At 37.4% G+C, this 21891-nt stretch carries 24 protein-coding genes; all 24 read right to left on the bottom strand.

The genetic code is table 11. The features are described from left to right. Window positions 1–9: 9 nt before the first annotated feature. The 24 genes from IX38_RS16345 to IX38_RS22770 all read right to left on the bottom strand — a co-directional run bounded on the left by IX38_RS16345 (window position 10) and on the right by IX38_RS22770 (window position 21693). A complete protein-coding gene (locus tag IX38_RS16345; protein WP_034706774.1) occupies window positions 10–1392 on the bottom strand; it encodes a nucleoside permease in 1383 nt (460 codons plus the stop codon). Between the two features lie 22 nt (window positions 1393–1414). After that, window positions 1415–2014, bottom strand: coding sequence for a bifunctional nuclease family protein (locus IX38_RS16340; RefSeq protein ID WP_034706773.1), 600 nt, complete (start codon window positions 2012–2014; stop codon window positions 1415–1417). Window positions 2015–2184: 170 nt separating this feature from the next. Further along, window positions 2185–3132 carry an electron transfer flavoprotein subunit alpha/FixB family protein gene (locus IX38_RS16335; protein WP_034706772.1) on the bottom strand — a complete coding sequence of 316 codons (948 nt, stop codon included), beginning with the start codon at window positions 3130–3132 and terminating at the stop codon, window positions 2185–2187. A 96-nt stretch (window positions 3133–3228) separates the two neighbouring features. Then, window positions 3229–3975: an electron transfer flavoprotein subunit beta/FixA family protein gene (locus IX38_RS16330; protein WP_034706770.1), complete on the bottom strand. Its 747-nt coding sequence runs from the start codon at window positions 3973–3975 to the stop codon at window positions 3229–3231. 156 nt (window positions 3976–4131) lie between these two features. Next, on the bottom strand, window positions 4132–4836 hold the full coding sequence (locus tag IX38_RS16325; RefSeq protein WP_034706769.1) for an SDR family oxidoreductase: 705 nt from the start codon (window positions 4834–4836) through the stop codon (window positions 4132–4134). A gap of 163 nt (window positions 4837–4999) precedes the next feature. Continuing rightward, on the bottom strand, window positions 5000–5917 hold the full coding sequence (locus tag IX38_RS16320; protein ID WP_034706767.1) for a T9SS type A sorting domain-containing protein: 918 nt from the start codon (window positions 5915–5917) through the stop codon (window positions 5000–5002). Window positions 5918–6055: 138 nt separating this feature from the next. Further along, a complete protein-coding gene (locus IX38_RS16315) occupies window positions 6056–7435 on the bottom strand; it encodes a dipeptidase (RefSeq protein ID WP_034706765.1) in 1380 nt (459 codons plus the stop codon). A 160-nt stretch (window positions 7436–7595) separates the two neighbouring features. Next, entirely contained in the window at window positions 7596–7889 is a 294-nt protein-coding gene (locus IX38_RS16310) for a hypothetical protein (RefSeq protein ID WP_034706764.1), read from the bottom strand. A 137-nt stretch (window positions 7890–8026) separates the two neighbouring features. Further along, window positions 8027–9178, bottom strand: coding sequence for a class I SAM-dependent methyltransferase (locus tag IX38_RS16305; protein WP_034706761.1), 1152 nt, complete (start codon window positions 9176–9178; stop codon window positions 8027–8029). Between the two features lie 98 nt (window positions 9179–9276). Further along, window positions 9277–9345: a hypothetical protein gene (locus IX38_RS22425; protein WP_394331192.1), complete on the bottom strand. Its 69-nt coding sequence runs from the start codon at window positions 9343–9345 to the stop codon at window positions 9277–9279. Between the two features lie 133 nt (window positions 9346–9478). After that, window positions 9479–9919, bottom strand: a complete 441-nt coding sequence (locus tag IX38_RS16300) for a DinB family protein (RefSeq protein WP_034706759.1) — start codon at window positions 9917–9919, stop codon at window positions 9479–9481. A 118-nt stretch (window positions 9920–10037) separates the two neighbouring features. Next, a complete protein-coding gene (locus tag IX38_RS16295) occupies window positions 10038–11198 on the bottom strand; it encodes a methylmalonyl-CoA mutase family protein (protein ID WP_034706757.1) in 1161 nt (386 codons plus the stop codon). Between the two features lie 151 nt (window positions 11199–11349). Next, a complete protein-coding gene (locus IX38_RS16290) occupies window positions 11350–11706 on the bottom strand; it encodes an FtsB family cell division protein (RefSeq protein ID WP_034706755.1) in 357 nt (118 codons plus the stop codon). A gap of 1 nt (window position 11707) precedes the next feature. Further along, on the bottom strand, window positions 11708–12322 hold the full coding sequence (udk, locus tag IX38_RS16285; protein ID WP_034706754.1) for a uridine kinase: 615 nt from the start codon (window positions 12320–12322) through the stop codon (window positions 11708–11710). Window positions 12323–12459: 137 nt separating this feature from the next. Next, on the bottom strand, window positions 12460–14313 hold the full coding sequence (locus IX38_RS22055; RefSeq protein WP_051884829.1) for a T9SS type A sorting domain-containing protein: 1854 nt from the start codon (window positions 14311–14313) through the stop codon (window positions 12460–12462). Window positions 14314–14443: 130 nt separating this feature from the next. Further along, entirely contained in the window at window positions 14444–14749 is a 306-nt protein-coding gene (locus IX38_RS16275) for an ATP-dependent Clp protease adaptor ClpS (RefSeq protein WP_034706753.1), read from the bottom strand. Window positions 14750–14759: 10 nt separating this feature from the next. Next, complete coding sequence (locus tag IX38_RS16270; protein WP_034706751.1) at window positions 14760–16118, bottom strand: hemolysin family protein; 1359 nt, start codon at window positions 16116–16118, stop codon at window positions 14760–14762. Window positions 16119–16398: 280 nt separating this feature from the next. Then, entirely contained in the window at window positions 16399–17265 is an 867-nt protein-coding gene (atpG, locus tag IX38_RS16265) for an ATP synthase F1 subunit gamma (protein ID WP_034706749.1), read from the bottom strand. Window positions 17266–17350: 85 nt separating this feature from the next. Continuing rightward, window positions 17351–18928, bottom strand: a complete 1578-nt coding sequence (atpA, locus tag IX38_RS16260; RefSeq protein WP_034706748.1) for a F0F1 ATP synthase subunit alpha — start codon at window positions 18926–18928, stop codon at window positions 17351–17353. A gap of 18 nt (window positions 18929–18946) precedes the next feature. Beyond that, on the bottom strand, window positions 18947–19486 hold the full coding sequence (gene atpH, locus IX38_RS16255) for an ATP synthase F1 subunit delta (RefSeq protein WP_034706747.1): 540 nt from the start codon (window positions 19484–19486) through the stop codon (window positions 18947–18949). Window positions 19487–19488: 2 nt separating this feature from the next. Further along, window positions 19489–19986, bottom strand: coding sequence for a F0F1 ATP synthase subunit B (locus tag IX38_RS16250; protein ID WP_034706745.1), 498 nt, complete (start codon window positions 19984–19986; stop codon window positions 19489–19491). An 86-nt stretch (window positions 19987–20072) separates the two neighbouring features. Next, entirely contained in the window at window positions 20073–20267 is a 195-nt protein-coding gene (gene atpE / locus IX38_RS16245; protein ID WP_002979108.1) for an ATP synthase F0 subunit C, read from the bottom strand. A 47-nt stretch (window positions 20268–20314) separates the two neighbouring features. Then, window positions 20315–21415, bottom strand: coding sequence for a F0F1 ATP synthase subunit A (gene atpB, locus IX38_RS16240; protein ID WP_034706744.1), 1101 nt, complete (start codon window positions 21413–21415; stop codon window positions 20315–20317). 59 nt (window positions 21416–21474) lie between these two features. Continuing rightward, the gene (locus IX38_RS22770) at window positions 21475–21693 is read right to left on the bottom strand and encodes a hypothetical protein (protein WP_131368694.1); all 219 of its coding nucleotides are present in this window, start codon (window positions 21691–21693) and stop codon (window positions 21475–21477) included. Between the last annotated feature and the right edge of the window lie 198 nt (window positions 21694–21891).

Genomic DNA, 21891 nt, shown 5'->3' with positions numbered 1-21891 from the left:
CCGGATAAATTAATGTTTTACTGTGGAAACATCTTCCGGATTATGTTTGTGCCTGAATAATATGGCAAATAAAATGGCCAGAACCAAAGCATAAGCAGCAAAGGAAAGCCAGATATTCTGCCAGTCTTTCACCATTACAATAGAGGATAATGTTCCGTCAGGATTTACAGCTGAATTAAATCCGTTTTTAAGAATTTCTAAAAAAGTAGGATTATCAGGTGTTGTTTGCAGATAAGCAGAAAGATCTGAAACTGTGGTAAATCTATGGGTAAAGAATTTATCAATTGCCCAGCCTGCAATATAACTTCCAAAAACGGCTCCAAAACCATTTGTCATCATCATAAACAGACCTTGTGCAGAGGAACGGATCTTTTTATCGGTAGTGGTTTCCACGAAAAGAGAGCCCGAGATATTGAAAAAATCAAAAGCCATCCCATATACGATGCAAGAAAGGATAATCAGTGACAAACCATATCCGTCTGGCACTCCATAGGCAAAGAACCCGAATCTTAAAACCCAGGCGAACATCGACATCAACATTACTTTTTTGATTCCGAACCTCTTTAAAAAGAAAGGAATTGCCAGAATAAACAACGTCTCAGAAACCTGAGAGATAGACATGATAATCGTAGATCTCTGTACTACAAAAGAATCGGCGTATTTTGGAAAATGAGCAAATTCACTTAGGAAAACATCTCCATAAGCATTTGTTAATTGTAATGCCGCCCCTAAAAGCATGGAAAACACAAAGAATAAAGCCATTTTATAGCTTCCGAAAAGCTTAAAGGCATTTAAACCAAGCTGTTCCATTAAAGGTGCACTTTTATCAATCAGTTTTTGCGGTGGACATTTTGGTAATGACAGTGCATAAATCCCTAATATAATTGCCGCTACCCCTCCAATATAAAATTGTCCTTCTGTCGCTTTATTACCTGTAAGATTGGTAATCCACATCGCAACAATAAATCCTATAGTTCCCCAAACACGAATTGGCGGAAAGTCTTTCACGACATCCAAATCACTGTTTTTAAGAACAGTATATGAAATAGAGTTGGCCAATGCAATGGTTGGCATATAAAAGCACATGGCAACCAGCATTATCGAAAAGAAAGAATTAGGATCTGTACTGTGTGGTAAGATGAAAAGTGTAACCCCATAAAGAATTTGTAGAACCGAGAAAATTCTTTCTGCATTTACCCAGCGGTCGGCAATGATCCCGGTGATGGTCGGCATAAAAATAGAAGCTATTCCCATAGTTCCGAAAACGGCTCCAAACTGGGTTCCGTCCCAGTGTTTTGTACCGAACCAAAAATTAGCCATCGTAATCAGCCAGGCTCCCCAGACGAAAAACTGGAGAAAACTGAGGATGGTAAGTCGTAATTTTAAATTCATAATTTAGTATAAAGTGTCTCTTTTAATCAATTTTCCTCTTCCTCCTTTTAATTTCTTCCTGAATTTCCAGAGCGGTATCAAAATCTTCTTCTTTTACGGCTTCATCAAGCAGTTTCTGAAGCTCTTCCATAGATACGGCTTTTAAATTATCTTCAGACTGTACGGTTTCGGAGAATGGCTGTTCTTCTTTTGAAACATCTTCCAGCTCAAGAAGAATTCCGGCTTCATTAAGAACCTGCTGAGTGGTAAAAATAGGGGCATCAAATCTTACGGCCATTGCTACTGCATCAGAAGTTCTTGCATCCAGGATCAGCTCTTCTTCGTTAGCCTTGTTTTTGAAATTAATATTGGAGAAAAATACGCCGTCTACGATCTGATAAATGATCACTGAGATCAATTCATAATGGGTAGAAACTATAAATTTTGTGAATAAATCGTGGGTAAGCGGACGGGGCGGATGGATGTCTTTTTCCAGTCCCAGCGAAATAGACTGAGCCTCGAAATTTCCTATAACAACAGGTAATTTTATATGTGATTCTTCATGTTCCAATAACAAAGCGTAAGCCCCTGATTGTGTCTGGCTGTACGATATTCCGCGAATAATTAGCTGCTTATAATCCATAGCTACAAATATAGATTAATTTTTTATTGTGATTTCAGTTTTTACGCAAAAATAAAAGCCCGGAAAGGACCGAACTTTTATTTTTTATGTGAATTGTAAATGGTGAATTACTTCGTGTCAATTTTAAAATTCATTATTGACTTTCGGAGCAAAATTCACTATTAACTTTTTTATCCTTTTATTGCTTTAATTTTCTCAGTTAGTGCAGGAATGATCTGGAATGCATCTCCCACTACTCCGTAATCCGCAGACTTGAAGAATGGTGCTTCAGCGTCATTATTGATCACTACGATAGTTTTAGAAGAGTTTACCCCGGCTAAATGCTGGATAGCTCCGGAAATACCTACTGCGATATAAAGATTAGGTGAAATTGCTTTACCCGTCTGTCCTACGTGCTCTGTGTGAGGTCTCCAACCGATATCAGAAACAGGCTTGGAACAAGCTGTAGCAGCTCCAAGAACATTAGCCAGATCTTCGATCATTCCCCAGTTTTCAGGACCTTTCATCCCTCTTCCTGCAGAAACAACAATTTCAGCTTCTTTAAGGTCTAATTTCCCTGAACTCTGCTCGTGAGAGATCACTTTGGTATCTTCATTAGCCACTGATAAGTTTTTAACTTCTTCTGCACCTGATACTGCATTTTCCTTCACTCCAAAAGCGTTCTGTGAAACTGTAATGATTACTCCGTTTCCTTCAGCTTTTGCATGCATAAATCCTTTTCCTGAAAATGCTCTTCTTTTCACCTGGAACGGAGAAAGGCTTTCAGGGGCTTCCAAAACATTGGTAATTAAAGAATAGTTCTTCATTACCGCAAGCATTGGAGCGACAGAAGAAGCATCGGTAGTGTGAGGGAAAACGATCGTGTTTCCGTCTGCCACTTCATTTACAGCCTGAGCAAATGCTTTTGCTGAGAAGTTCTTAAGACCTTCGTCTTTGATATTGATAACGTTTGATGCTCCATATTTGTACAATAGATCTGAAGAATCTGTAGGGTTTACAGAGATTGCCGTAACGGTATCTCCCGCCTGGTCTGCAACTGCTTTAGCATAAGAAACTGCTTCAAAAGCTGCTTTTTTGTAAACTCCGTTTATATTTTCTGCGTATACGAATACTGCCATTTTTTCAAAATTTAAGATTAAAAATTTAAGGATTAAAAGATTGGAATCAGACCAGGTTCACAATGGTTCCCTACTCTAAATTCCGGCTTTTAAATTTTAGATGACTTTAGCTTCTTCGTGAAGTAATCTTACTAATTCATCCAGATTGTCAGGAGAAACCATTTTCACAGCCGCTCTAGGAGGCACGCTGTCATAAGACACTCCCTGAACTTTCACTTCGGAAGAAGTAGCTTCCACCACCTGTAAAGGCTTCGTTCTTGCGGACATGATTCCTCTCATATTCGGGATGATAAGATCTTTTTCGTCTACCAATCCTTTTTGCCCTGCGATCACGGCTGGTAATTTTACTGATATAGTTTCTTTTCCGCCTTCAATTTCTCTTACAGCAGTAGCTTCGCTTCCGTTTACCTCTAAACCTACAGATGCATTCACGAAAGGCTGGTTCAGCAACTGAGCCACCATTCCCGGTACAGAACCTCCGTTGTAATCGATGGATTCTTTTCCGCAAAGGATAAGGTCATATCCTCCGTTCTGAGCTACAGCAGCAATTTCTTTTGCCGTAGAATAGCTGTCTTTAGGATCCAGGTTTACTCTCACCGCATCATTGGCACCAATAGCTAATGCCTTTCTGATCACCGGTTCTGTAGCAGCATCCCCTACGTTGATCACTGTTACAGTTGCACCCTGAGATTCCTGAAGTTTAACTGCTTTTGTCAACGCAAATTCATCTAAAGGATTGATTACCCACTGAATTCCATTTTTGTCGAAAGCAGATTTGTCTGCCGTAAAGTTAATCTTGGAAGTAGTATCCGGAACACTACTGATACAAACTAATATTTTCATGTGTACTATTTTATTTTTTCCCTTTTGTGCATAAAAGATCCTTCATCTTTTATGTTGAGATTTTGTTATATTTTACTTTGCTAATATAATTAAAAAATAAGTATTATGCATGCATAATACTTATTTTTTTACTATTCAATACATTAAATGCATTTATCAGGCTGGTTTTGTTGCCCTAAACTCTATCTTGCTGGGCAGAACGCGGGGATTCATTTTTAAAATATCAAGGACCAGATTCCCCATATCTTCGGGCTGGATCTTCCAGCTGTCTTTTTCTGAAGGAACGTTTCCGTTGAAGTTTGTGGCTACCGATCCCGGCATAATAACGGTAGATTTGATGTTGTGCTTTCTGAGGTCGATCATCGCTGCCTGGGTAAATCCTACGACTCCGAATTTTGAAGCATTGTAGCCTGTTCCGTTTTCAAAGAAGTTGGCCCCTGCAAGACTTGAGACAGTAATATAATATCCTTCCGTCTTTTTTAGTTCTTCTACAGAAGCTTTTAAGGTATAGAAAACGCCTGTAAGATTGGTGTCTATCATATCATTCCATTCTTCGGCAGTCAATTCATCTACAGGTTTGAATATTCCAAGCCCTGCATTGGCAATGACAAAATCCAGCCTTCCGAATTTTTCAACGGTGTATTTTACGGCTTCTTCTTCGCTTTCAAGGCTTCTTACATCTGATACGATCCCGAGAACGTTCTCTGAATATTGTTTAAGTTCCCGCTCAGCTTTCTCCACATCATCCCTTTTACGTCCCGAAAATGCCACTGAAATACCGTTTTCCAACAATACTTTCGCTATTCCGAAACCAATCCCTTTGGTTCCTCCGGTTATATAAGCTACTTTATGATCTGACATATTTTAAAATTTTAATGCTCTAAAATAACAAAAACGCCCCAATTGGAGCGTTTATATGGGCTAAGATTTATCAGTTATTTTTTCTATACCTATTCATAGCAAAGATTTTTAACTGAAATTATTAAGAAGCAGAAAATGAAACCAATTTCGCGCAAAATTTAACTTATTTTTTAATAAATTTTTCTGAGAAATTACCGTTTTCAGTTTTAATACTGATCAGATAGTTGCCAGGAGGGAGATTATGAACATCTATTTTATCATTTTCTAGCCTTGCCTGCACTTTCTTTCCGGTTACGTCATAAATTTCCATACTTTTTATTTTATCAGGAGAACTTATTGTAATAAAATCTGAAACAGGATTAGGATATACCGTTATTACATTTCTATTTAAAGTACTGTCTACAGCGGATAACAGTGCTTCGCTGTATACCTTAATATAATCAATATAGGCGGTTCCTGCTGCATTATTATGTACAAACCGAAGCTGGTTAATATCCATTGATTCTGCTGCGGTACCGGCATAGATCAAAATTCCGTTCAGATAATATTTAATATCCGTGGCTGTGCCAATAACTGTGATCCTGTACCATAAATTGGGCGTCCAGGTTCCCGAAGCCGGCTGCATTACCGGCATTCCTGAAATTGTTTTCAGGACGTTAATTGACCCGGTATTATCAAAATCAAGCCTGAAAATGTATTTTTCATCAGTGCTGCTTACTCCCTGAAAGCTGAAAACAGATCCATTGTGCTGCGACATATTGATGTCAAAAGAAACGGTAAAACCGGTATGGGAAAGCATCACGGGAAGGTTATGGAATGCTCCGATGATGGGAATAGATTGGGTTCCGTATGTATTTTCTTTTACAATCTTCAGGGAATTGATTCCTTCTGTTGCGTTATCGGTACTGATGGTCTGGTTAAGCACATTGGGAGGCATATCGCCGGTTGGTGTACTGATCCAGGTTCCCTGCCCGTGGATATTCCCGGTATGAAATCCGTCTGAGTTTTCAAAGGAAATGATCTGTTGCGCAAAGGAAAATGCTGACAACAAGCAGCATGCGATGGGATAAATTTTTCTCATAGTATTATTTTTAGGCTGAACTAAAAATAAACACATAGATTAATAAAAAAAATATCATTTGATAGGGATATTGTCATAAAAAAGCATAAAGCGCTCCGATGTTGGAACGCTTTACATAATATTTTTACAGAATGTTAATTATTTTGAATAATTCTCAAAAAACAATGGAATACTTTCAATCCCTTTGTAAAAATTAAACAGCCCGTAATGTTCATTAGGTGAGTGAATTGCATCTGAATCCAGTCCAAAGCCCATCAATACTGACTTGGCTCCCAATACTTTTTCAAACATTGCCGTGATCGGGATACTCCCGCCGCTTCTGTATGGAAGAACTTCTTTACCGAACGCGGTTTCCATAGCCTGTTTAGCCGCTAAGAACTCTTTGGTATCACTTGGTAAAACGTATGGCATTCCTCCATGGTGAGGTGTCACTTTTACTTTAACGTTCTCAGGGGCAATCTTTTCAAAATATTTTGTGAATTTTTCCGTGATTTCTTCAGGAGTCTGATAAGGAACCAGACGCATTGAGATTTTAGCGGAAGCTTTGGAAGGAATTACTGTTTTAGCGCCTTCTCCCGTGTATCCTCCCCAAATACCGTTACAATCCAAAGTAGGACGAATAGAGGTTCTTTCAAGGGTTGTATAGCCTTTTTCGCCTTCCACTCCGCTCAGTCCGATAGATTTCTTGAACTCCTCAGGATTATCCTTCAGCTTGTTCATATCTGCTCTTTCAGCGTCTGATACGGTTTCTACATTGTCATAGAATCCGTCGATGGTAATATGTCCGTCTTCATCAATCAGTTGAGCAATCATTCTTGAAAGTACGTGAATCGGGTTCGGAACCGCTCCTCCGTAAAGTCCTGAATGAAGGTCTCTGTTCGGCCCTTCTACTTCAACTTCTACATAGCTTAGCCCTCTTAAACCTGTGGTTACCGTAGGCTGTTCATTGCTGTAAATATGAGTATCGGAGATCAGAATACAGTCGCAAGCCAGCTTTTCTTTATTTTCATTAACGAAATCTCCCAAGCTTACAGATCCTACCTCCTCTTCACCTTCCAAGATAAATTTTACGTTACAAGGAAGTGTATTGGTCTTCATCATGGCTTCAAAAGCTTTCACATGCATGAAAAACTGTCCTTTATCGTCTGCTGAACCTCTTGCGAAGATGGCTCCTTCAGGGTGAAGTTCTGTTTTTTCAATATAAGGTTCGAAAGGTGGTTTTTTCCATAATTCCAGCGGATCTGCGGGCTGTACATCGTAATGTCCGTATACCAGTACGGTAGGAAGGTTTTTATCTAAAATTTTCTCTCCAAAAACGATCGGATAACCTTTTGTTTCACATACTTCTACATGATCTGCCCCTGCATTTTTAAGATGTTCTGCACATACGTCCGCACATTTCAATACATCATTTTTATAAGCCGGATCTGCAGAAATAGAAGGAATTCTGAGTAACTCAAATAATTCATCCACGAAACGCTGTTTGTTTTCGTTAATGTAATTTAATGTCTCTTGCATTTTAAAAATTTGTTTCGTTAAAAATAAAAAAATTGGCCTGCAACGGCAAACAAAAACAGATAATTTTCCGAAGAACTGTTATTAGTCAGCAGCCTGCACGCTTTTGCACAAAAAATGTCCTGCATCTCGGCAGGACATTTCTTATATCGTGTACTAGTAATTAGTGTTCAGCTTTTGGAGCTTTGTTAGATTCAGCAGGAGTCGCTTCTTTGTGTCCCGCAGCAGCAGTACTGTCTGTTTTAGGAGCTTCAGCGTTATGCTTTTCAGCAGGAGCCGCTTCTTTGTGTCCTGCAGCAGCTTCATGGCCGTGTGCCTCACCTCCACCCTGAGCGTCGTCAGAATATCTTTCTACTCCTTCTTCCAGTTTCAGCGTATTTTTGTTTCCTCCTGCCTGGATTTTTTTACAGCTTACGGCTACCGTTGCAACAGCTAAACATATAATTAATTTTTTCATATGTAAAATTTATTTTTTAAATGTCATATGGAATCGCATTATTTGAGCCGGTTATGATTATTTTAACAGCAAGCGATTTCATGCTTAAATTTTTGATTGTCCAAAAGTAAGAAATCCTGCTTTTTTCGGCAACATTTTTATACTGATTTTAAAATAATTTTACCTTTTTTGGATTGTGTAAAAATAAGATAGTTCTCACCACCGTCTTTTATGCCATATTTCTTTTTGATATCTTCGGGCTTCAGGGGATAATTCTTTGAAATGATATTGAACTGCTCTTTCTTTTTAATCTGTTTAGATTCAACGGTTTCCATTTCTAAAACTCTACCTGGAAAATCTGTTACCTTTTGATCTGAAGTATAAAGATGGGTATTGGGATGAAGTTTTTTAAGCCCGAATCTTTCTGAAATCAGATTAAAAACTCCTGCTTTTAAAATACTGTTATTGGGAATGTAAATGAATTTTCCAGGTTCGGAATATTCTGCCTGGGCACTTTCTTCTTCTCCAAATGTAAAGGTAAAGGCAGATTCCCCACTTTCCAGATTGATACAATTAACCGTAATCTCTTCTCTCTCCTCATTTGACAGAAAAATCACCGCTTCCTTAACCTCATTTTTTACGGCTATGATTTCTATCCTGAAAATATCCGGCAGGACCGATATCAGATATTTCAAATCGATTAATGGCGACAGTTTTATAACCACCTCATCTGCCGTCATAAGCAGCTTTTCTTTGATCTGAAGGATATCCGGCGAAAGATCTTCGAGCAGAAAAACTTTATTTTTATTTTGATCTCTTCTTGCAGGATCTAAGTAAATGACATCGAAATGTTCTTTATTGATTTTTAAAAAGTCCTCCAGGTTCTGATGGATAAATGTGGCTTTCCGGTTTAAAATTGTCCAGTTATGCTCTACAATCTTCAGTAATCCGGAATTTTGCTCCACCAAAGTAACTTCTTCAAAATTTTGGGACAGATAATAGGCATCGATTCCAAAACCGCTGGTAAGATCAATAAATGTTTTGCCTTTAAGAATCTGTGATTTGTAGAGTGCTGTGACCTCCGAAGAGGACTGTTCTAAATTAAGCTGTGGCGGGAAAATAATGCCTTCTTTCAGCAGGAACGGGAATTTTTTGTGAGCAGTTTGTTTCCCCTTGATCTGCTGCACGATTTCCTGCATGGAAACTGCTGGGAATGGGGATTTTTTTAACAGCAATGCGTGCAAATCAGCATGTAGATTTGCATCAATGTAGTTTTGGATTTCTTTGTCTTTTATTTTTGTATTTCCCACGGATTTCTCAGATACCACAGATTTGAAAATTATTAATTTATAATTCCGTTTATTTTTCTAATTATATTCTTATCAATCTAATCTGTATTAAAGTTGACTCATATTTCCAATTTCAAACCTGCAAATTTTAGATATGTTAATAACTGTTTATGATGAACATTATTAATTTCAGAAATAGATTTGATTTCTATAATCCTTTATGCTCTACAATACTATCTGTGATAAGCTTGAATCAATTACAATGTCTATAATAAAGCTACAAAATCTGTTGGAACTAAAAAGTTCTCAAACACTTTGAATTTATCTTTTATAAAAAATATAATCCGTCAATACAGGCTCAATTCCATTTTGCTTCAGTTGAGCATTGATTTGTCCACGATGATAAGTGGAATGATTAATGGCGTGGAAAAGCATTTCAAAAATACTGTTTTCAAATTTTGCTCCTCTTGAGTTTTGGTATGTCAGTTTCTGATCTAAGTCAGAATTTTCAACGATTTGAACACTTTTCAGATAATTCTGATGATTGATTTCATTTAAATTTCCGAAAGGATTGATTTGCCAGACTTCAAAAGATTTTTCATTTAAAATCCTTGAATTCCAGATTTGCTGAGCGTTTAAAGTATGATTGATTAAGCTGATTGTTTTATCGTCTGGTTTTAAAATATTTTCAGAAATAATTTTTATCATTTCGTTGTTGAAGTGATAGGTGTATTCGAATAAATCAATTAGTTTTTCTTTCATTTTTTAATTATCCGTTGTTTTTATAATGCTTAATCTTAACGCAGAGTTCACAAAGGCGTTCCATTCAGCAAAGAATACAGAGATTTTTCAATTATGAATAATTTGCAGGAAAAAGATTTTACTCAAACATTTCAGCCCAACGTACGGCTTTAATTTCTTTTTCGCTATATAGATCGTCGATTGATCTTTTAACGTCTGATTTGGGGTATAAATTGACTCCAATCAGCTTTATTTTTCCTTCTTCCACCCATTTCTGTTCTTCAACAGCGTGGTCATAGATCTTTTTCTGTACAATTCCCTGCTTCAAAAGCTCAAGATATCCGCCCGCCTCTTCCATTTCAATGAACAGAGCCCATGATTTTTCTGCAATCTGGCGTGTAATATCTTCCACATAGTAACTTCCGTTTGATGCATCCTCAAATACATTAATGATGCTTTCATAGGCCAGAACGATCTGCTGCTTGAAGGAGATTTCTTCAGAATTATCAGTACTTCTGTTCACAAGATAATTATTACTGAAAACCGCATCTGCCCCTGCAATCATGGCAGAAGCCAGCTCAAGTGTTGAACGGATAAGGTTATTTTCGTTGTCTGCAACGGCCTTATTCCTTAAAGATGTTTCTGCAAAAATATACGGTGTTTCATTGAAACCATACTCTTTGGAAAGCTGATTAAAAATGATTTTAAAGGCTCTCAGCTTCGCCGTTTCAAAGAAATAATTTCCTCCGACGGCTATCCTGAAAATCAGTTTATTCAAAATTTCAGGTCCATAGACTTCTGCCAGCTCCTTTGTTTTTGCCAGTGCAATTCCCAGCTGCTGGTCAATTGCAGCTCCTGCGTTCTGATGAAGCGAAATATCAACACAGATGTTCCTTCTGAAGTCTTTCGACAAAAGTTCTTTAGCTAACTGATCGTCGATAATGCCTTGATTTTCATCAAAAACATCAATCAGCGAAAAATACTGATCTTCTTCTTTTGGACTGATATGCCCGGCAAGGTCTTTATTATTGACAAAAATTGCTTTCTGTTCAAGGTTTTCTACGTTGTGGTCTAAGATAAAGGCAAATACATCTTCTTCCAGGCTTTCATGATATCTGGCTACGAGATGGGTATTTTCTTCAACTTTCGGCAGGTTTGCCAATGGTTTCTGAACTTCACTGTAAAAAGGTTTCACATGAATTCCTTCAAGATTTTCTTTCTTTAAGATGGAATAAATGTCTTCTGTTTTAAGCTGTTTTTTTACTAAATTTTCCCAGTTTGGAAGTATATCTGCTGACATTGGCTGTTTATTATGGGGTCAATGGTGAATTTTGCTTTGCAGGTCAATGGTGAGTTGACTCTTTCAATTCACTATTACGTTTATTTTTTGTGAATGGTGAGTTTGCTTCGCAGGTCAATGGTGAATCATGAAAATTGACTATTCAAATCTCTTACTTTTTGGCGCTATTTGTGCTGTCTACTACCAAAATGAAGATCTCTTCATCCGGTTTTTTCATGAAATAATTTTCTCTTGCGTATTTTTCTTTTTCCGATTTATTATTCATCAGCTTTTTGTAAAAAGTATCGTTTTTTTCGTACTCTTTTTTATAAAACTCCAGCTGGTCTTCATACCGGCTGATCTCGCCGTTCAGTTCATTAATAACAAGGAAAGAGGTTTTATCAAAGAAAATCATCCAGACCAGAAACATACAGATCGTAATGGTGTATTTATTCAGAACATATTTCTGGATAATTTTGAGTGTTTCAGATTTCGGCTGAATGTCTTTAATAAGTTTGTTGTCTTCCATTTTAATGTTTTCTCAACGAATTTTTAATAACAGTAGTTAAAAAATCAATCGCCACGGAATTCTGTCTCATATTCGGAATGATCAGATCGGCCTCATTCTTCGATGGTTCTATGAATTCCTGATGCATTGGCTTCAGTGTGGTCTGATAACGGTGAAGAACTTCGTTCAGGTCTCTTCCCCTTTCCTGGGTATCCCGCCTGATCCTCCTGATCAGTCTTTCGTCTGAATCTGCATGAACGAATACCTTTAAATCAAATTCTTTCAGCAGCTCTTTATTCGTAAGCACCAGAATACCTTCTACTACCAATACATTTTTAGGCTCTACAGTGACGTGGTCGCCAGTTCGGGAATGGGTTACAAAGCTGTAAATGGGCTGTTCTATAGGCTCATTGTTTTTTAAAGCTTTCACATGTTTTATCATTAAATCGAAATCTATAGACTTTGGATGGTCATAATTGAGCGCCTCTCTCTCAGTCAGTGTAAGATTGTGGTTGTCGTGATAATAATTATCCTGGGAAAGGATATTCATTCCTTCAATATCAAGCTGCTGAATTATTTTGTCAACAACTGTAGTTTTGCCGGATCCTGTACCTCCGGCAATTCCTATTACAAGCATTCTTTTTTGTTTCTTTATAGTTGGTACAAATATACTATTTTAGATGAATGCAAATAAAACAATCCCTGCAGAATTTGGTTTTAACAAAAAAATCCGGTGCATGGACACCGGATTTTGAAAGATTTTATTTAAGTTTTTTATTTTTTGATGAATTTCGCAGATAATTCAACTCCTTTTACGGACAGGATATAATTCCCGGACGGAAGGTTTGAAACATCAATTCTGTTATTGCTTTTCCCTATCGTAGTTTCCAATACTTTCCTGCCTTCCATATTATAAATTTCGGCTTTTTCTTCTTTGTTTCCTTTTAATAAAACGATAAGTATGTCAGATACCGGGTTCGGATAAACGGAAATAAGATTTTCTTTAACTGTTTCTTTGGTGCTCAGTGCACAGCTGTACTCCGGCAGGACATATCCTGTATCGGTAAATTCCTGTGTAATGGTATTGATATCATTACAGGTAAATCCAAACTGCCCAAGCATATCTATTGCAGCCTGTCTTACAGCAATTGCTGCTGTCTGCTGATTGGTGTTTGATCCTGTTAAAGCCAGACCTTCAAGGAACGCTCTGTCTGTCTTTTCTTTTCCGATCTGAGCATAAATTCTCATCAGCGCAGAAGCCCAAATTTGCCCATCGGTATGAATTACGCCAACAAGTCCTGATGGATAAGTAGCCGCATAATTGGTAGTTCTTCCTGCCCAGAAAGGGTTGTGACCATCCCAGCTGAACATCCAATTGTAAGCCGGTGCAGAGGAAGGCCATTGATTTAAACTTCTGCTGTAAGACTGTGCCCAATAATCTCCCGAACCCTCACCTAAGCCTTGGGTCTGAGATGAACTGCCGTTTGTAAGCCAATCATGGATTCCGTGTCCTAATTCATGGATAATAACATCTGCATCTTCTGCATCATCTACACCTCCTTCCCCGAAAGCCAAAGTATCGTTTGAAGGTATATAATGTGAATTATCAGATCCGCTCAGTCCATGGGGATCAAATCGCAAAACTCCATTATATTGTGAAGGAACACATTGAATTCCAAGGGTAAGATTGATATAGCGTAAGTTGTTATCAAGATGCCAGTACGCATTCACAGCCTCAAATCCCTGCTCATTTCTGTTAAAAAGAAACTGATTGGATGCCTGAGTAAAAAGTCCTGTACTTGGAGATTCCAATTCTTTAATTTCAACATAAGTTCCCTTTAGTTTGTAAACTCCCGCAGATAATTCCAATTCAGGAATAGTCACCAAAGTTCTTGCGGCATCCAGGCTTGCATTGGTAGCATCACTGCCATCAACATACTGTCCTCCATAAGCGACCTGCATTTTGGAAAGCGGATCCGGCTGAAAAATATAGGCAGACCCGGTTTCTAAAGTTGTTTTCTTTAATCCCTGGTCTTTTTTATTTTTTTTAATTCCGGGATTTTCATCCCTGCTGTGATGGTATACTGAAATATCTTTTACACTGATAATTTCACCATTCTGTGCGTCAACAACAGTTTCCCAGCTTCCGGGATTGTCGTGGGAATTGATCAATACCCTGTACACCAACTTTGTATCGCCCGCATCTGTAATATAAACAAACAGCTTATTTTCTTCATAGATGATTTCACCACTTGATTTTGAAGCAATATGAGCTTTTTTTAAAGCTTCAGATGCCGGAAAAGAGGCAGTTACATTGATATCCTTTACATTATTTTTTAGATTCTCTGATGAAGTGTAAGAAATAGTACCGGATTTGTTGAAGTGAACGATAATTTCAGATTCAAAAACAGGAACTTCTTTTATCATCTGCTGAAAACGAAGTGTTTCTCCCGAATTTCCTTTTTTTACAAAGCTTAATTTCAGGGAAGTATAATCGGCAATTTTTAAATTTCCTGAGTTTTCTCTGATCCAGTTTTTAGCCGGAATTTCAAGAGATGACTCCTGAGCATTTAATGCTGAGCAGCATAATATGCCACATAGAGCCAAAGAAGTAAATTTTTGTTTCATTATTTATATTTTAATTGGATGTCCTATTGCTAATATAAATAAATTTTATCGGTTTTCTTATCAATAAACGTGTATTTCTTGAAATAAATTATATTTCAATTAAAAACTCCGCCAAATGGCAGAGTTCTTTTTATACTATTTCGCTTGTTAACTGTCTTGAAAGCAGTTTCGTATGCATGGGTTTGAGAAGATCCATAGAACCTGTTTTTACCGTGCATTTGCCTTTGTAATGAACCAGTATGGTACATTGCTCTGCCTGCTCCAGAGTATGCTTACAGATCTCAACCAGACAGTCTATCACATAATCGAATGTGTGCATGTCATCATTATGGAGAACCAGTTTATATACTTCGTCTGTATCATCCATAACCAGTACTTCTTCTTCATACTGGCGTTTTGGATCTTCGTAATCTTTTATGCTGTTATAAAAAATCATTTCTATTTTTTTAAACTTCCCCTATTTTATCGGCCAGATCATTGAGTATATTCGGACCTTTGTACACTAACTCTACAAGCTCTACGCTCTTATTATTCATTTTCAGAATCTTGAAATGATAGTTTTCCAAATCAAATTCATCGTTTTCTTCCGGAATATCTTCCAGTTCATGCAGAATGAATCCTGCCAGTGAATTGTATTCGCTTTCCTCAGAAAGAGACAGCTTTTTAGGAAGGTGCTCATTGATCTCATCCAGCGGCTGCGTAGCCTGAACCCAATAAATGTTATCTCCTATTTTATCTACCAGCTTATCTTCATCATCCTCTTCATCCTGTATTTCCCCTACAAGTTCTTCCAGGATATCTTCCAGGGTAATAATACCTTCAGTACCTCCAAATTCATCAATAACGATGGCAAGGTGCTGTTTTTTCTGCTGGAAAATCTTCAGCAGGTCCGAAATCTTTTTGCTTCCTACCACGAAAAATGCATCACGCATAAGGTCTTTAAGATCCTCATGATTAAGGTCTCCCTTTCTTTTGACAAATTCCCTGATAATTTCTTTGGTATAGAAAATCCCGATCACATTATCTATGGAATCAAGGTACACAGGAATACGAGAATAACCGCTGTCCATGATCATGTTGATAATTTCATTGATATCTTCTTCAAAATCAATAGACGTGATGTTCTGCCTTGGAACCATGATCTGCTTGGCGGAATGATCTGTAAAGTCAAATGCATTTTTGATGATTTCATAGTTCTCTTCTTCAATCTCACCGCTGTCGGCACTCTGCTTTACCAGAAGCTGTAGCTCTTCAGTGGAGTGAATTTCCTGTTCGGAAGCCGGATGTATCTTTACTAATCTTAAAAAAGTATTAGACATCAGGTTCATCAACCAGATGAACGGTTTAAAGATGGTATAAAAAACTCTCAATGGAACTGCTGTAGCCATTGTAGTCGCTTCCGATTTTCTGATGGCAATGGATTTCGGGATAAGCTCACCAAATACAATATGCATCACTGTAATTAATACAAAACTTGTCACCACCGATATTGTGGTAATGGTTGTCTGGGCAAGTTCTATATTCAAAGAGTGGAAAATACTTTCAACCACGTGATGTAAAGCGCTTTCACCTACCCAACCTAGCGCAAGAGATGCCAGTGTAATACCGAGCTGTGTGGCAGACAAATATTCATCAAGATGCTTGATAATATGCTCCGCCTGTTTTGCCATAGAGTTACCTTCGGCTGCTTTTAGCTGGATTTGTGAATAACGAACCTTAACAATTGAAAATTCTGCGGCTACGAAAAAGCCATTTAGTAAAACAAGAAATAAGGCTAACAAAAGCCTGACTATATCCGAGTCCATTTAGAAGTTGTATAATTTTAATTGACAAAGATAGATAAAATAAAAATAACCTGAGTTGGGGATAAGGTATTTTGGGAATCTAATTTTCGGAAATGGAAGATTGAAGCGGGAAGATAGGAGTTTTTACAGGTTAAAGAACAACTAAAATAGTATCAATTTGCCTATAATAATATTTAAAATCCGGACAGGAACTTCGGTCTTCCCTATTTTTCTCCCAGACGTTTAAACACAAAAAAAGCACCGATAATGTCGATGCTTTCTATGATATTTAAATAATTCTCTATGAATTTTTCAAAGCTTCTGCTCCTGAAACGATCTCTAAGATTTCGTTTGTAATGGCAGCCTGTCTGGCTTTGTTGTAGAAGATCACAAGATCATTTTTCAGTTCCTGTGCGTTGTCTGTAGCTTTGTGCATAGCTGTCATTCTAGCTCCGTGCTCAGATGCTACTGAATCTAAAACTGCTTTGAAAACCTGAGTTTTGATCGCTTTAGGAATCAAATTGTCAAGAATTTCATTTCTGTTCGGTTCAAAGATATAATCTGTTTCTACCTGAGTTTCTTCAGCATTTTCGGCCATAGAAATCGGAAGAAGCTGTTCGGCAGTTACTTCCTGGGTAGCAGCGTTAACAAATTTGTTGTAGATCAAATAAACCTCGTCAAATTTGCCCTCTTTAAAGCTGTTCATTACCCCTTCAGTAACATTGGATACCGTATCAAAGTTTAAGTTGTCAAAAACGGCACTTTCATTGGAATATACTGCACGGGTTCTTCTTACAGAATCGTAAGCTTTTTTACCAATGGTAAGAACTTCAACCTCATACTGAGATTTATTCTGAAACTGAATGTTCAGTTCTTTTACAACATTAGAGTTGAAGGCACCAGCCAAACCTCTGTTTGAAGTTACAGCGATGAAAAGTACTCTTTTAACCTCTCTTTTTTGAGCATAAATAGAAACCTGATCAGGATCTGAACTAGAATTTACATTCTGGATGATTTCCTGCAGTTTTTCAGAATAAGGTCTTAACATTACGATTGCATCCTGCGCTTTTTTAAGCTTCGCAGCGGAAACCATTTTCATAGCACGCGTAATCTGCATCGTAGATGAAATTGACGTAATTCTGCCTCGTATTTCTTTTAAGTTTGCCATATTGGGTTAGTTGTTGGTTGTCGGTTGTTGGTTGCTAGTTTTAGAAAATTCTGTCAACTATCAACCAACAACCATCAACTAATTTTTAGTTATATTTAGAAGCTAAATCGTTAGCTGCCTGCTTAAGGACGTTGGTAATATCGTTATCAATTTTACCGGCTTTAATTGCCGCCATTGTATCAGGGTGCTTAGATCTTAAGAATTCAATATATTCTAATTGGAATTCTTTTACCTTTTTGATAGGAACGTTTCTCATTAAGTTCTCAGTACCTGCATAGATCATAGCAACCTGGCTATCTACAGGAAGCGGAGAATTTACCGGCTGCTTAAGAAGTTCTACGTTTCTTTCTCCTTTAGAAATTACAGCTAAAGTAGAAGCATCAAGGTCAGAACCGAATTTAGCAAACGCTTCAAGTTCTTTATATTGAGCCTGGTCTAATTTAAGAGTACCAGATACTTTTTTCATGGACTTGATCTGAGCGTTACCTCCTACTCTGGATACAGAGATACCTACGTTGATCGCTGGACGAACCCCTGAGTTGAATAGATCAGACTCCAGGAAGATCTGTCCGTCTGTAATAGAGATTACGTTGGTTGGAATATACGCAGAAACGTCACCAGCCTGAGTTTCGATAATCGGAAGTGCCGTTAATGAACCACCACCTTTTACAATTGGTCTTAAAGACTCAGGTAAATCATTCATTTGACTAGCGATTGTATCATCAGCGATCACTTTTGCCGCTCTTTCCAATAATCTTGAGTGAAGATAGAAAACATCTCCAGGATAAGCTTCACGGCCCGGTGGTCTTCTCAATAACAGAGAAAGCTCACGATAAGCAACTGCTTGTTTAGATAGATCATCATAAACGATCAATGCAGGTCTGCCGGTGTCTCTGAAGAACTCCCCGATAGATGCACCTGCCATTGCAGAATATACCTGCATTGGAACAGGGTCAGAAGCATTAGCCGCAACGATTACTGTATACGCTAAAGCACCTTTATCAGAAAGGGTTTTAACGATTTGTGCTACAGTAGAAGCTTTCTGACCGATCGCAACATATATACAATATACAGGCTGTCCTGCATCAAAGAATTCTTTCTGGTTGATGATCGTATCAATCGCAACAGTAGTTTTACCTGTCTGTCTGTCACCAATGATAAGCTCTCTCTGACCTCTTCCTACAGGGATCATAGAGTCGATCGCCACGATACCTGTCTGTAAAGGCTCAGTTACCGGCTGTCTGAAGATAACTCCGGGAGCTTTTCTTTCCAATGGCATTTCGTATAAATCCCCAGTAATAGGACCTTTACCATCGATAGGGTTACCAAGAGTATCTACTACTCTTCCTAACATTCCTTCTCCTACTTTAATAGAAGAGATTCTGTTTGTTCTTCTTACTGTATCTCCTTCTCTTACTAATTTACTTTCCCCAAGCAGAGCAACACCTACGTTGTCTTCTTCAAGGTTAAGTACAATACCTTCTACATCACTAGAAAATTTCACCAACTCTCCGTATTGTACGTTTTCTAACCCGTATACACGAGCAATACCATCACCGATGGTTAAAACTGTACCTACTTCCTCAACGTTGGATTGAGTATCGAAGTTGGCCAATTGCTGTTTTAAGATCGCAGATACTTCTGCCGGATTTATTTCTGCCATTGTATGGTTGTTTTTTCTTTAATTTAATTGAAAATCTTTTTTAACCTGATTAAGTTTTGTCTTTACAGACGTATCTATCTGCTGATCACCTACTCTTAAAATGTAACCTCCCAAGATTTCAGGCTTCACATTTAAGTTCAGATCAAAGTTTGAACCTTCCTTTACAAGATTGGTAGATCTTAGGATCTGGTCAAGGTTCTCTTTAGAAAGCTGAGTGGCTGTAGTAAGAGTAATTCTCTGTACTCCGTTGATATCCTCTACTTTGTTGATGAACTCCTGAGCGATATTTTTCAGCTGGTTTTCACGTCCGTGTCTGATGACTAATCTGATCAGGTTTTGTGAAGAAACCGAAAAATCTTTAAAGATCTGGTCTGCTACCTCTATTTTCTTTTTTGCATCAATGTAAGGTGTAAGGAAGAATTTATTCAGGTCTGCAGATTGAGACATGATCTTCTTTACATCTTTCATTTCAGAAAATACAGCAGCTGTCTGACCTGTTTCATTCGTGAAATCAAGCAGGCCCTGTGCGTATCTTTTAGCTACTTTAGATGTAAGCATTCTTAGTTAAGGTTAGATTTGTTTAAATAATTTTGAACTAATTCGTTTTGAGCTTCGTTGGTATCCAACTTCTGCTTAAGGATAGATTCAGCGATGTTGACAGATAAAGTACCAATTTGAGTTTTGATGTCTGCCATTGCAGCATTTTTCTCAGCCTGAATGGTTTGCTTAGCTGCTTCAATCATTTTATCGCCTTCATTTTTAGCAACATCTTTAGCCTCACCTACGATTCTATCTTTAATTTCTCTGGCTTCTTTAAGGATAGCATCTCTTTCGATTTTAGCTTCACGAATAATTCTTTCGTTATCTTCTTTTAAAGTCTCCATCTCTTTTCTTGCCAATTTAGCTTGATTAAGAGCATCAACAATAGAAGTTTCTCTGTCATTGATCGATTTTAAAATAGGTTTCCAGGCAAATTTGCCTAACAAAAATAATAATGCTAGAAAAATAACAGACTGGATAATAAATAATCCTGATGAAAACTGGTGAATTAATTCCATTATATAAATGTATAAATAATTATTACTTTTTTTCTTAAATAACCATTACCTGTAACCAACCGTTACGGGTAATGGTTTAATTTTAATTAGTTTACCGCGAATAGAGCAGCAAACGCAACACCTTCAACAAGTGCAGCAGCGATAAGCATAGCTGTTTGGATTTTTCCAGATTGCTCAGGTTGTCTAGCGATAGCTTCAAGAGCAGCAGCTCCGATTTTACCAAGACCAATACCTACACCTAGTACTACGATACCAGCACCTACAATTTTAGGGATTTCCATAATATATAATTTTAAAAAATTTGTTTTACTTTAATTTACAATTCCAATTAGTGAGCAGCATGATGTTCGTGCTCGTGCTCCTGTACTGCCATTCCGATAAACAGAGCTGATAACATCGTAAAGATATAAGCCTGTAAGAATGCTACCAATACTTCCAGTAAATAGATTACCAACGTTAAGAAAGGGAATGCAATACCTGCTGCAAAATTCTTAAACACATAGATTAGCCCGATCAAACTCATTACTACAATGTGTCCTGCAGTCATGTTGGCAAAAAGACGGATCATCAATGCGAAAGGCTTAGTGATAGTTCCCAATAATTCGATTGGCAGCATGATAAGCTTCATGGGTACAGGAACTCCCGGCATCCAGAAAATGTGCTTCCAGTAATCTTTATTAGCAGAGAACGTAGTGATTAAATAAGTAAGGATCGCAAGGAAGAATGTCATTGTAATATTCCCCGTAACATTGATTCCGAAAGGCATCAATCCTAATACGTTAAGGAATAAGATAAAGAAGAATACAGTTAGTAAGTATCCCATAAATCTTTTATATTTATGACCGATATTCGGGATTGCTACTTCGTCTCTCACAAAAATGATTAACGGCTCTAAGAATCTTGCAGCTCCTGTAGGAACAACAGATTTCTTATAAGATTTAGCCATTCCAGCAAATAACACCAACATAAAGACAGATACTAATAAAAGAATAAGCACACTCTTTGTAATAGAAAGATCTAGAGGTCTTTCATTAGTAGGAAAACCATCTTCTCCAAGTGTTAAAGTTCCTGCTGCATCCGTTTTGAAAATTTTCTCGTGGTGCAGTTTATAATAAGAACCATCTATTTCAGTTGGCTCACCGTGCATGAAACCCTCTTTGCTGTTGCTCATAAAAGCATGGATTCCGTTATCATAAAAAATAACAGGAAGAGGAAAACCGATGTGGTGACCTTCTTTGTCTACCATCAATGTAAAGTCGTGAGCATCCAACAAGTGATGATCGATGAACTCCTTGTTTTCTTTACTTGTTTTGTCTTTCTCTGAAAGCTCCTGAGCGGGAGCTACCTCAGTAGTAGCCTCACCGTGCTGTGCAGACACTAAGTTTAATACAAAAATACTGTAGAATAAAACTGCGAATTTCTTAAACATTGATAGGTTTTTTTCGTTGTGCAAAAATATAATATTTTTTCTAGTTTCAATAAATAATTTTACTGTTTTTTGTCATGATTAATCAGCTTAATTGCATAGTATGTAAGCAGTGTTGTCAGGACGAAATAGGGAATAATAAAATGAAATTTATAGCCTGGAATCACTTCAAAGTTCAATTTTTTCCTGATTAGATACATTAAACCGAATTTTAAAAGGATCAGCCCGATCACAGCCAGTCCTAAAAATTCAGGCACGGTTCTGTTTATCAAAATAATCATTGTAATCATTAGCATGAACATAACACTTAAAAAAAGATAAAACTTAACAATAATAATCTCATCTAAGTGAAAAACAAATTTCCAAAGGGAAAAGTGGATCAGAAATGTTAAAAAGAATAATACCGTAACCAGGATATTAGGATTTAATTTCATTACAAACATATTTTCAACCTTTATAAAATACTAAGGTTTATTTTA

The sequence above is a fragment of the Chryseobacterium luteum genome (assembly GCF_000737785.1).
In the GTDB taxonomy this organism is placed as follows: domain Bacteria; phylum Bacteroidota; class Bacteroidia; order Flavobacteriales; family Weeksellaceae; genus Chryseobacterium; species Chryseobacterium luteum.
The sequence above is the reverse complement of the archived record's forward strand: the minus strand, read 5'-3'. Positions and strand labels throughout refer to the sequence as shown.

Excerpts from the sequence above, each read along its gene's own strand:
- IX38_RS16340 (WP_034706773.1), bottom strand. The coding sequence starts at position 2,014 with ATGGATTATAAGCAGCTAATTATTCGCGGAATATCGTACAGCCAGACA.
- IX38_RS16295 (WP_034706757.1), bottom strand. The coding sequence starts at position 11,198 with ATGTCAGCAGATATACTTCCAAACTGGGAAAATTTAGTAAAAAAACAG.
- IX38_RS16270 (WP_034706751.1), bottom strand. The coding sequence starts at position 16,118 with ATGGACTCGGATATAGTCAGGCTTTTGTTAGCCTTATTTCTTGTTTTA.
- IX38_RS16325 (WP_034706769.1), bottom strand. The coding sequence starts at position 4,836 with ATGTCAGATCATAAAGTAGCTTATATAACCGGAGGAACCAAAGGGATT.
- IX38_RS16320 (WP_034706767.1), bottom strand. The coding sequence starts at position 5,917 with ATGAGAAAAATTTATCCCATCGCATGCTGCTTGTTGTCAGCATTTTCC.
- atpG (WP_034706749.1), bottom strand. The coding sequence starts at position 17,265 with ATGGCAAACTTAAAAGAAATACGAGGCAGAATTACGTCAATTTCATCT.
- atpH (WP_034706747.1), bottom strand. The coding sequence starts at position 19,486 with ATGCTTACATCTAAAGTAGCTAAAAGATACGCACAGGGCCTGCTTGAT.
- IX38_RS16345 (WP_034706774.1), bottom strand. The coding sequence starts at position 1,392 with ATGAATTTAAAATTACGACTTACCATCCTCAGTTTTCTCCAGTTTTTC.
- IX38_RS22055 (WP_051884829.1), bottom strand. The coding sequence starts at position 14,313 with ATGAAACAAAAATTTACTTCTTTGGCTCTATGTGGCATATTATGCTGC.
- IX38_RS16275 (WP_034706753.1), bottom strand. The coding sequence starts at position 14,749 with ATGATTTTTTATAACAGCATAAAAGATTACGAAGATCCAAAACGCCAG.
- IX38_RS16310 (WP_034706764.1), bottom strand. The coding sequence starts at position 7,889 with ATGAAAAAATTAATTATATGTTTAGCTGTTGCAACGGTAGCCGTAAGC.
- atpB (WP_034706744.1), bottom strand. The coding sequence starts at position 21,415 with ATGTTTAAGAAATTCGCAGTTTTATTCTACAGTATTTTTGTATTAAAC.
- atpA (WP_034706748.1), bottom strand. The coding sequence starts at position 18,928 with ATGGCAGAAATAAATCCGGCAGAAGTATCTGCGATCTTAAAACAGCAA.
- IX38_RS16290 (WP_034706755.1), bottom strand. The coding sequence starts at position 11,706 with ATGGAAGACAACAAACTTATTAAAGACATTCAGCCGAAATCTGAAACA.
- IX38_RS16315 (WP_034706765.1), bottom strand. The coding sequence starts at position 7,435 with ATGCAAGAGACATTAAATTACATTAACGAAAACAAACAGCGTTTCGTG.
- IX38_RS22770 (WP_131368694.1), bottom strand. The coding sequence starts at position 21,693 with ATGATTATTTTGATAAACAGAACCGTGCCTGAATTTTTAGGACTGGCT.
- IX38_RS16300 (WP_034706759.1), bottom strand. The coding sequence starts at position 9,919 with ATGAAAGAAAAACTAATTGATTTATTCGAATACACCTATCACTTCAAC.
- IX38_RS16330 (WP_034706770.1), bottom strand. The coding sequence starts at position 3,975 with ATGAAAATATTAGTTTGTATCAGTAGTGTTCCGGATACTACTTCCAAG.
- udk (WP_034706754.1), bottom strand. The coding sequence starts at position 12,322 with ATGCTTGTAATAGGAATTGCCGGAGGTACAGGATCCGGCAAAACTACA.
- IX38_RS16335 (WP_034706772.1), bottom strand. The coding sequence starts at position 3,132 with ATGGCAGTATTCGTATACGCAGAAAATATAAACGGAGTTTACAAAAAA.
- atpE (WP_002979108.1), bottom strand. The coding sequence starts at position 20,267 with ATGGAAATCCCTAAAATTGTAGGTGCTGGTATCGTAGTACTAGGTGTA.
- IX38_RS16250 (WP_034706745.1), bottom strand. The coding sequence starts at position 19,986 with ATGGAATTAATTCACCAGTTTTCATCAGGATTATTTATTATCCAGTCT.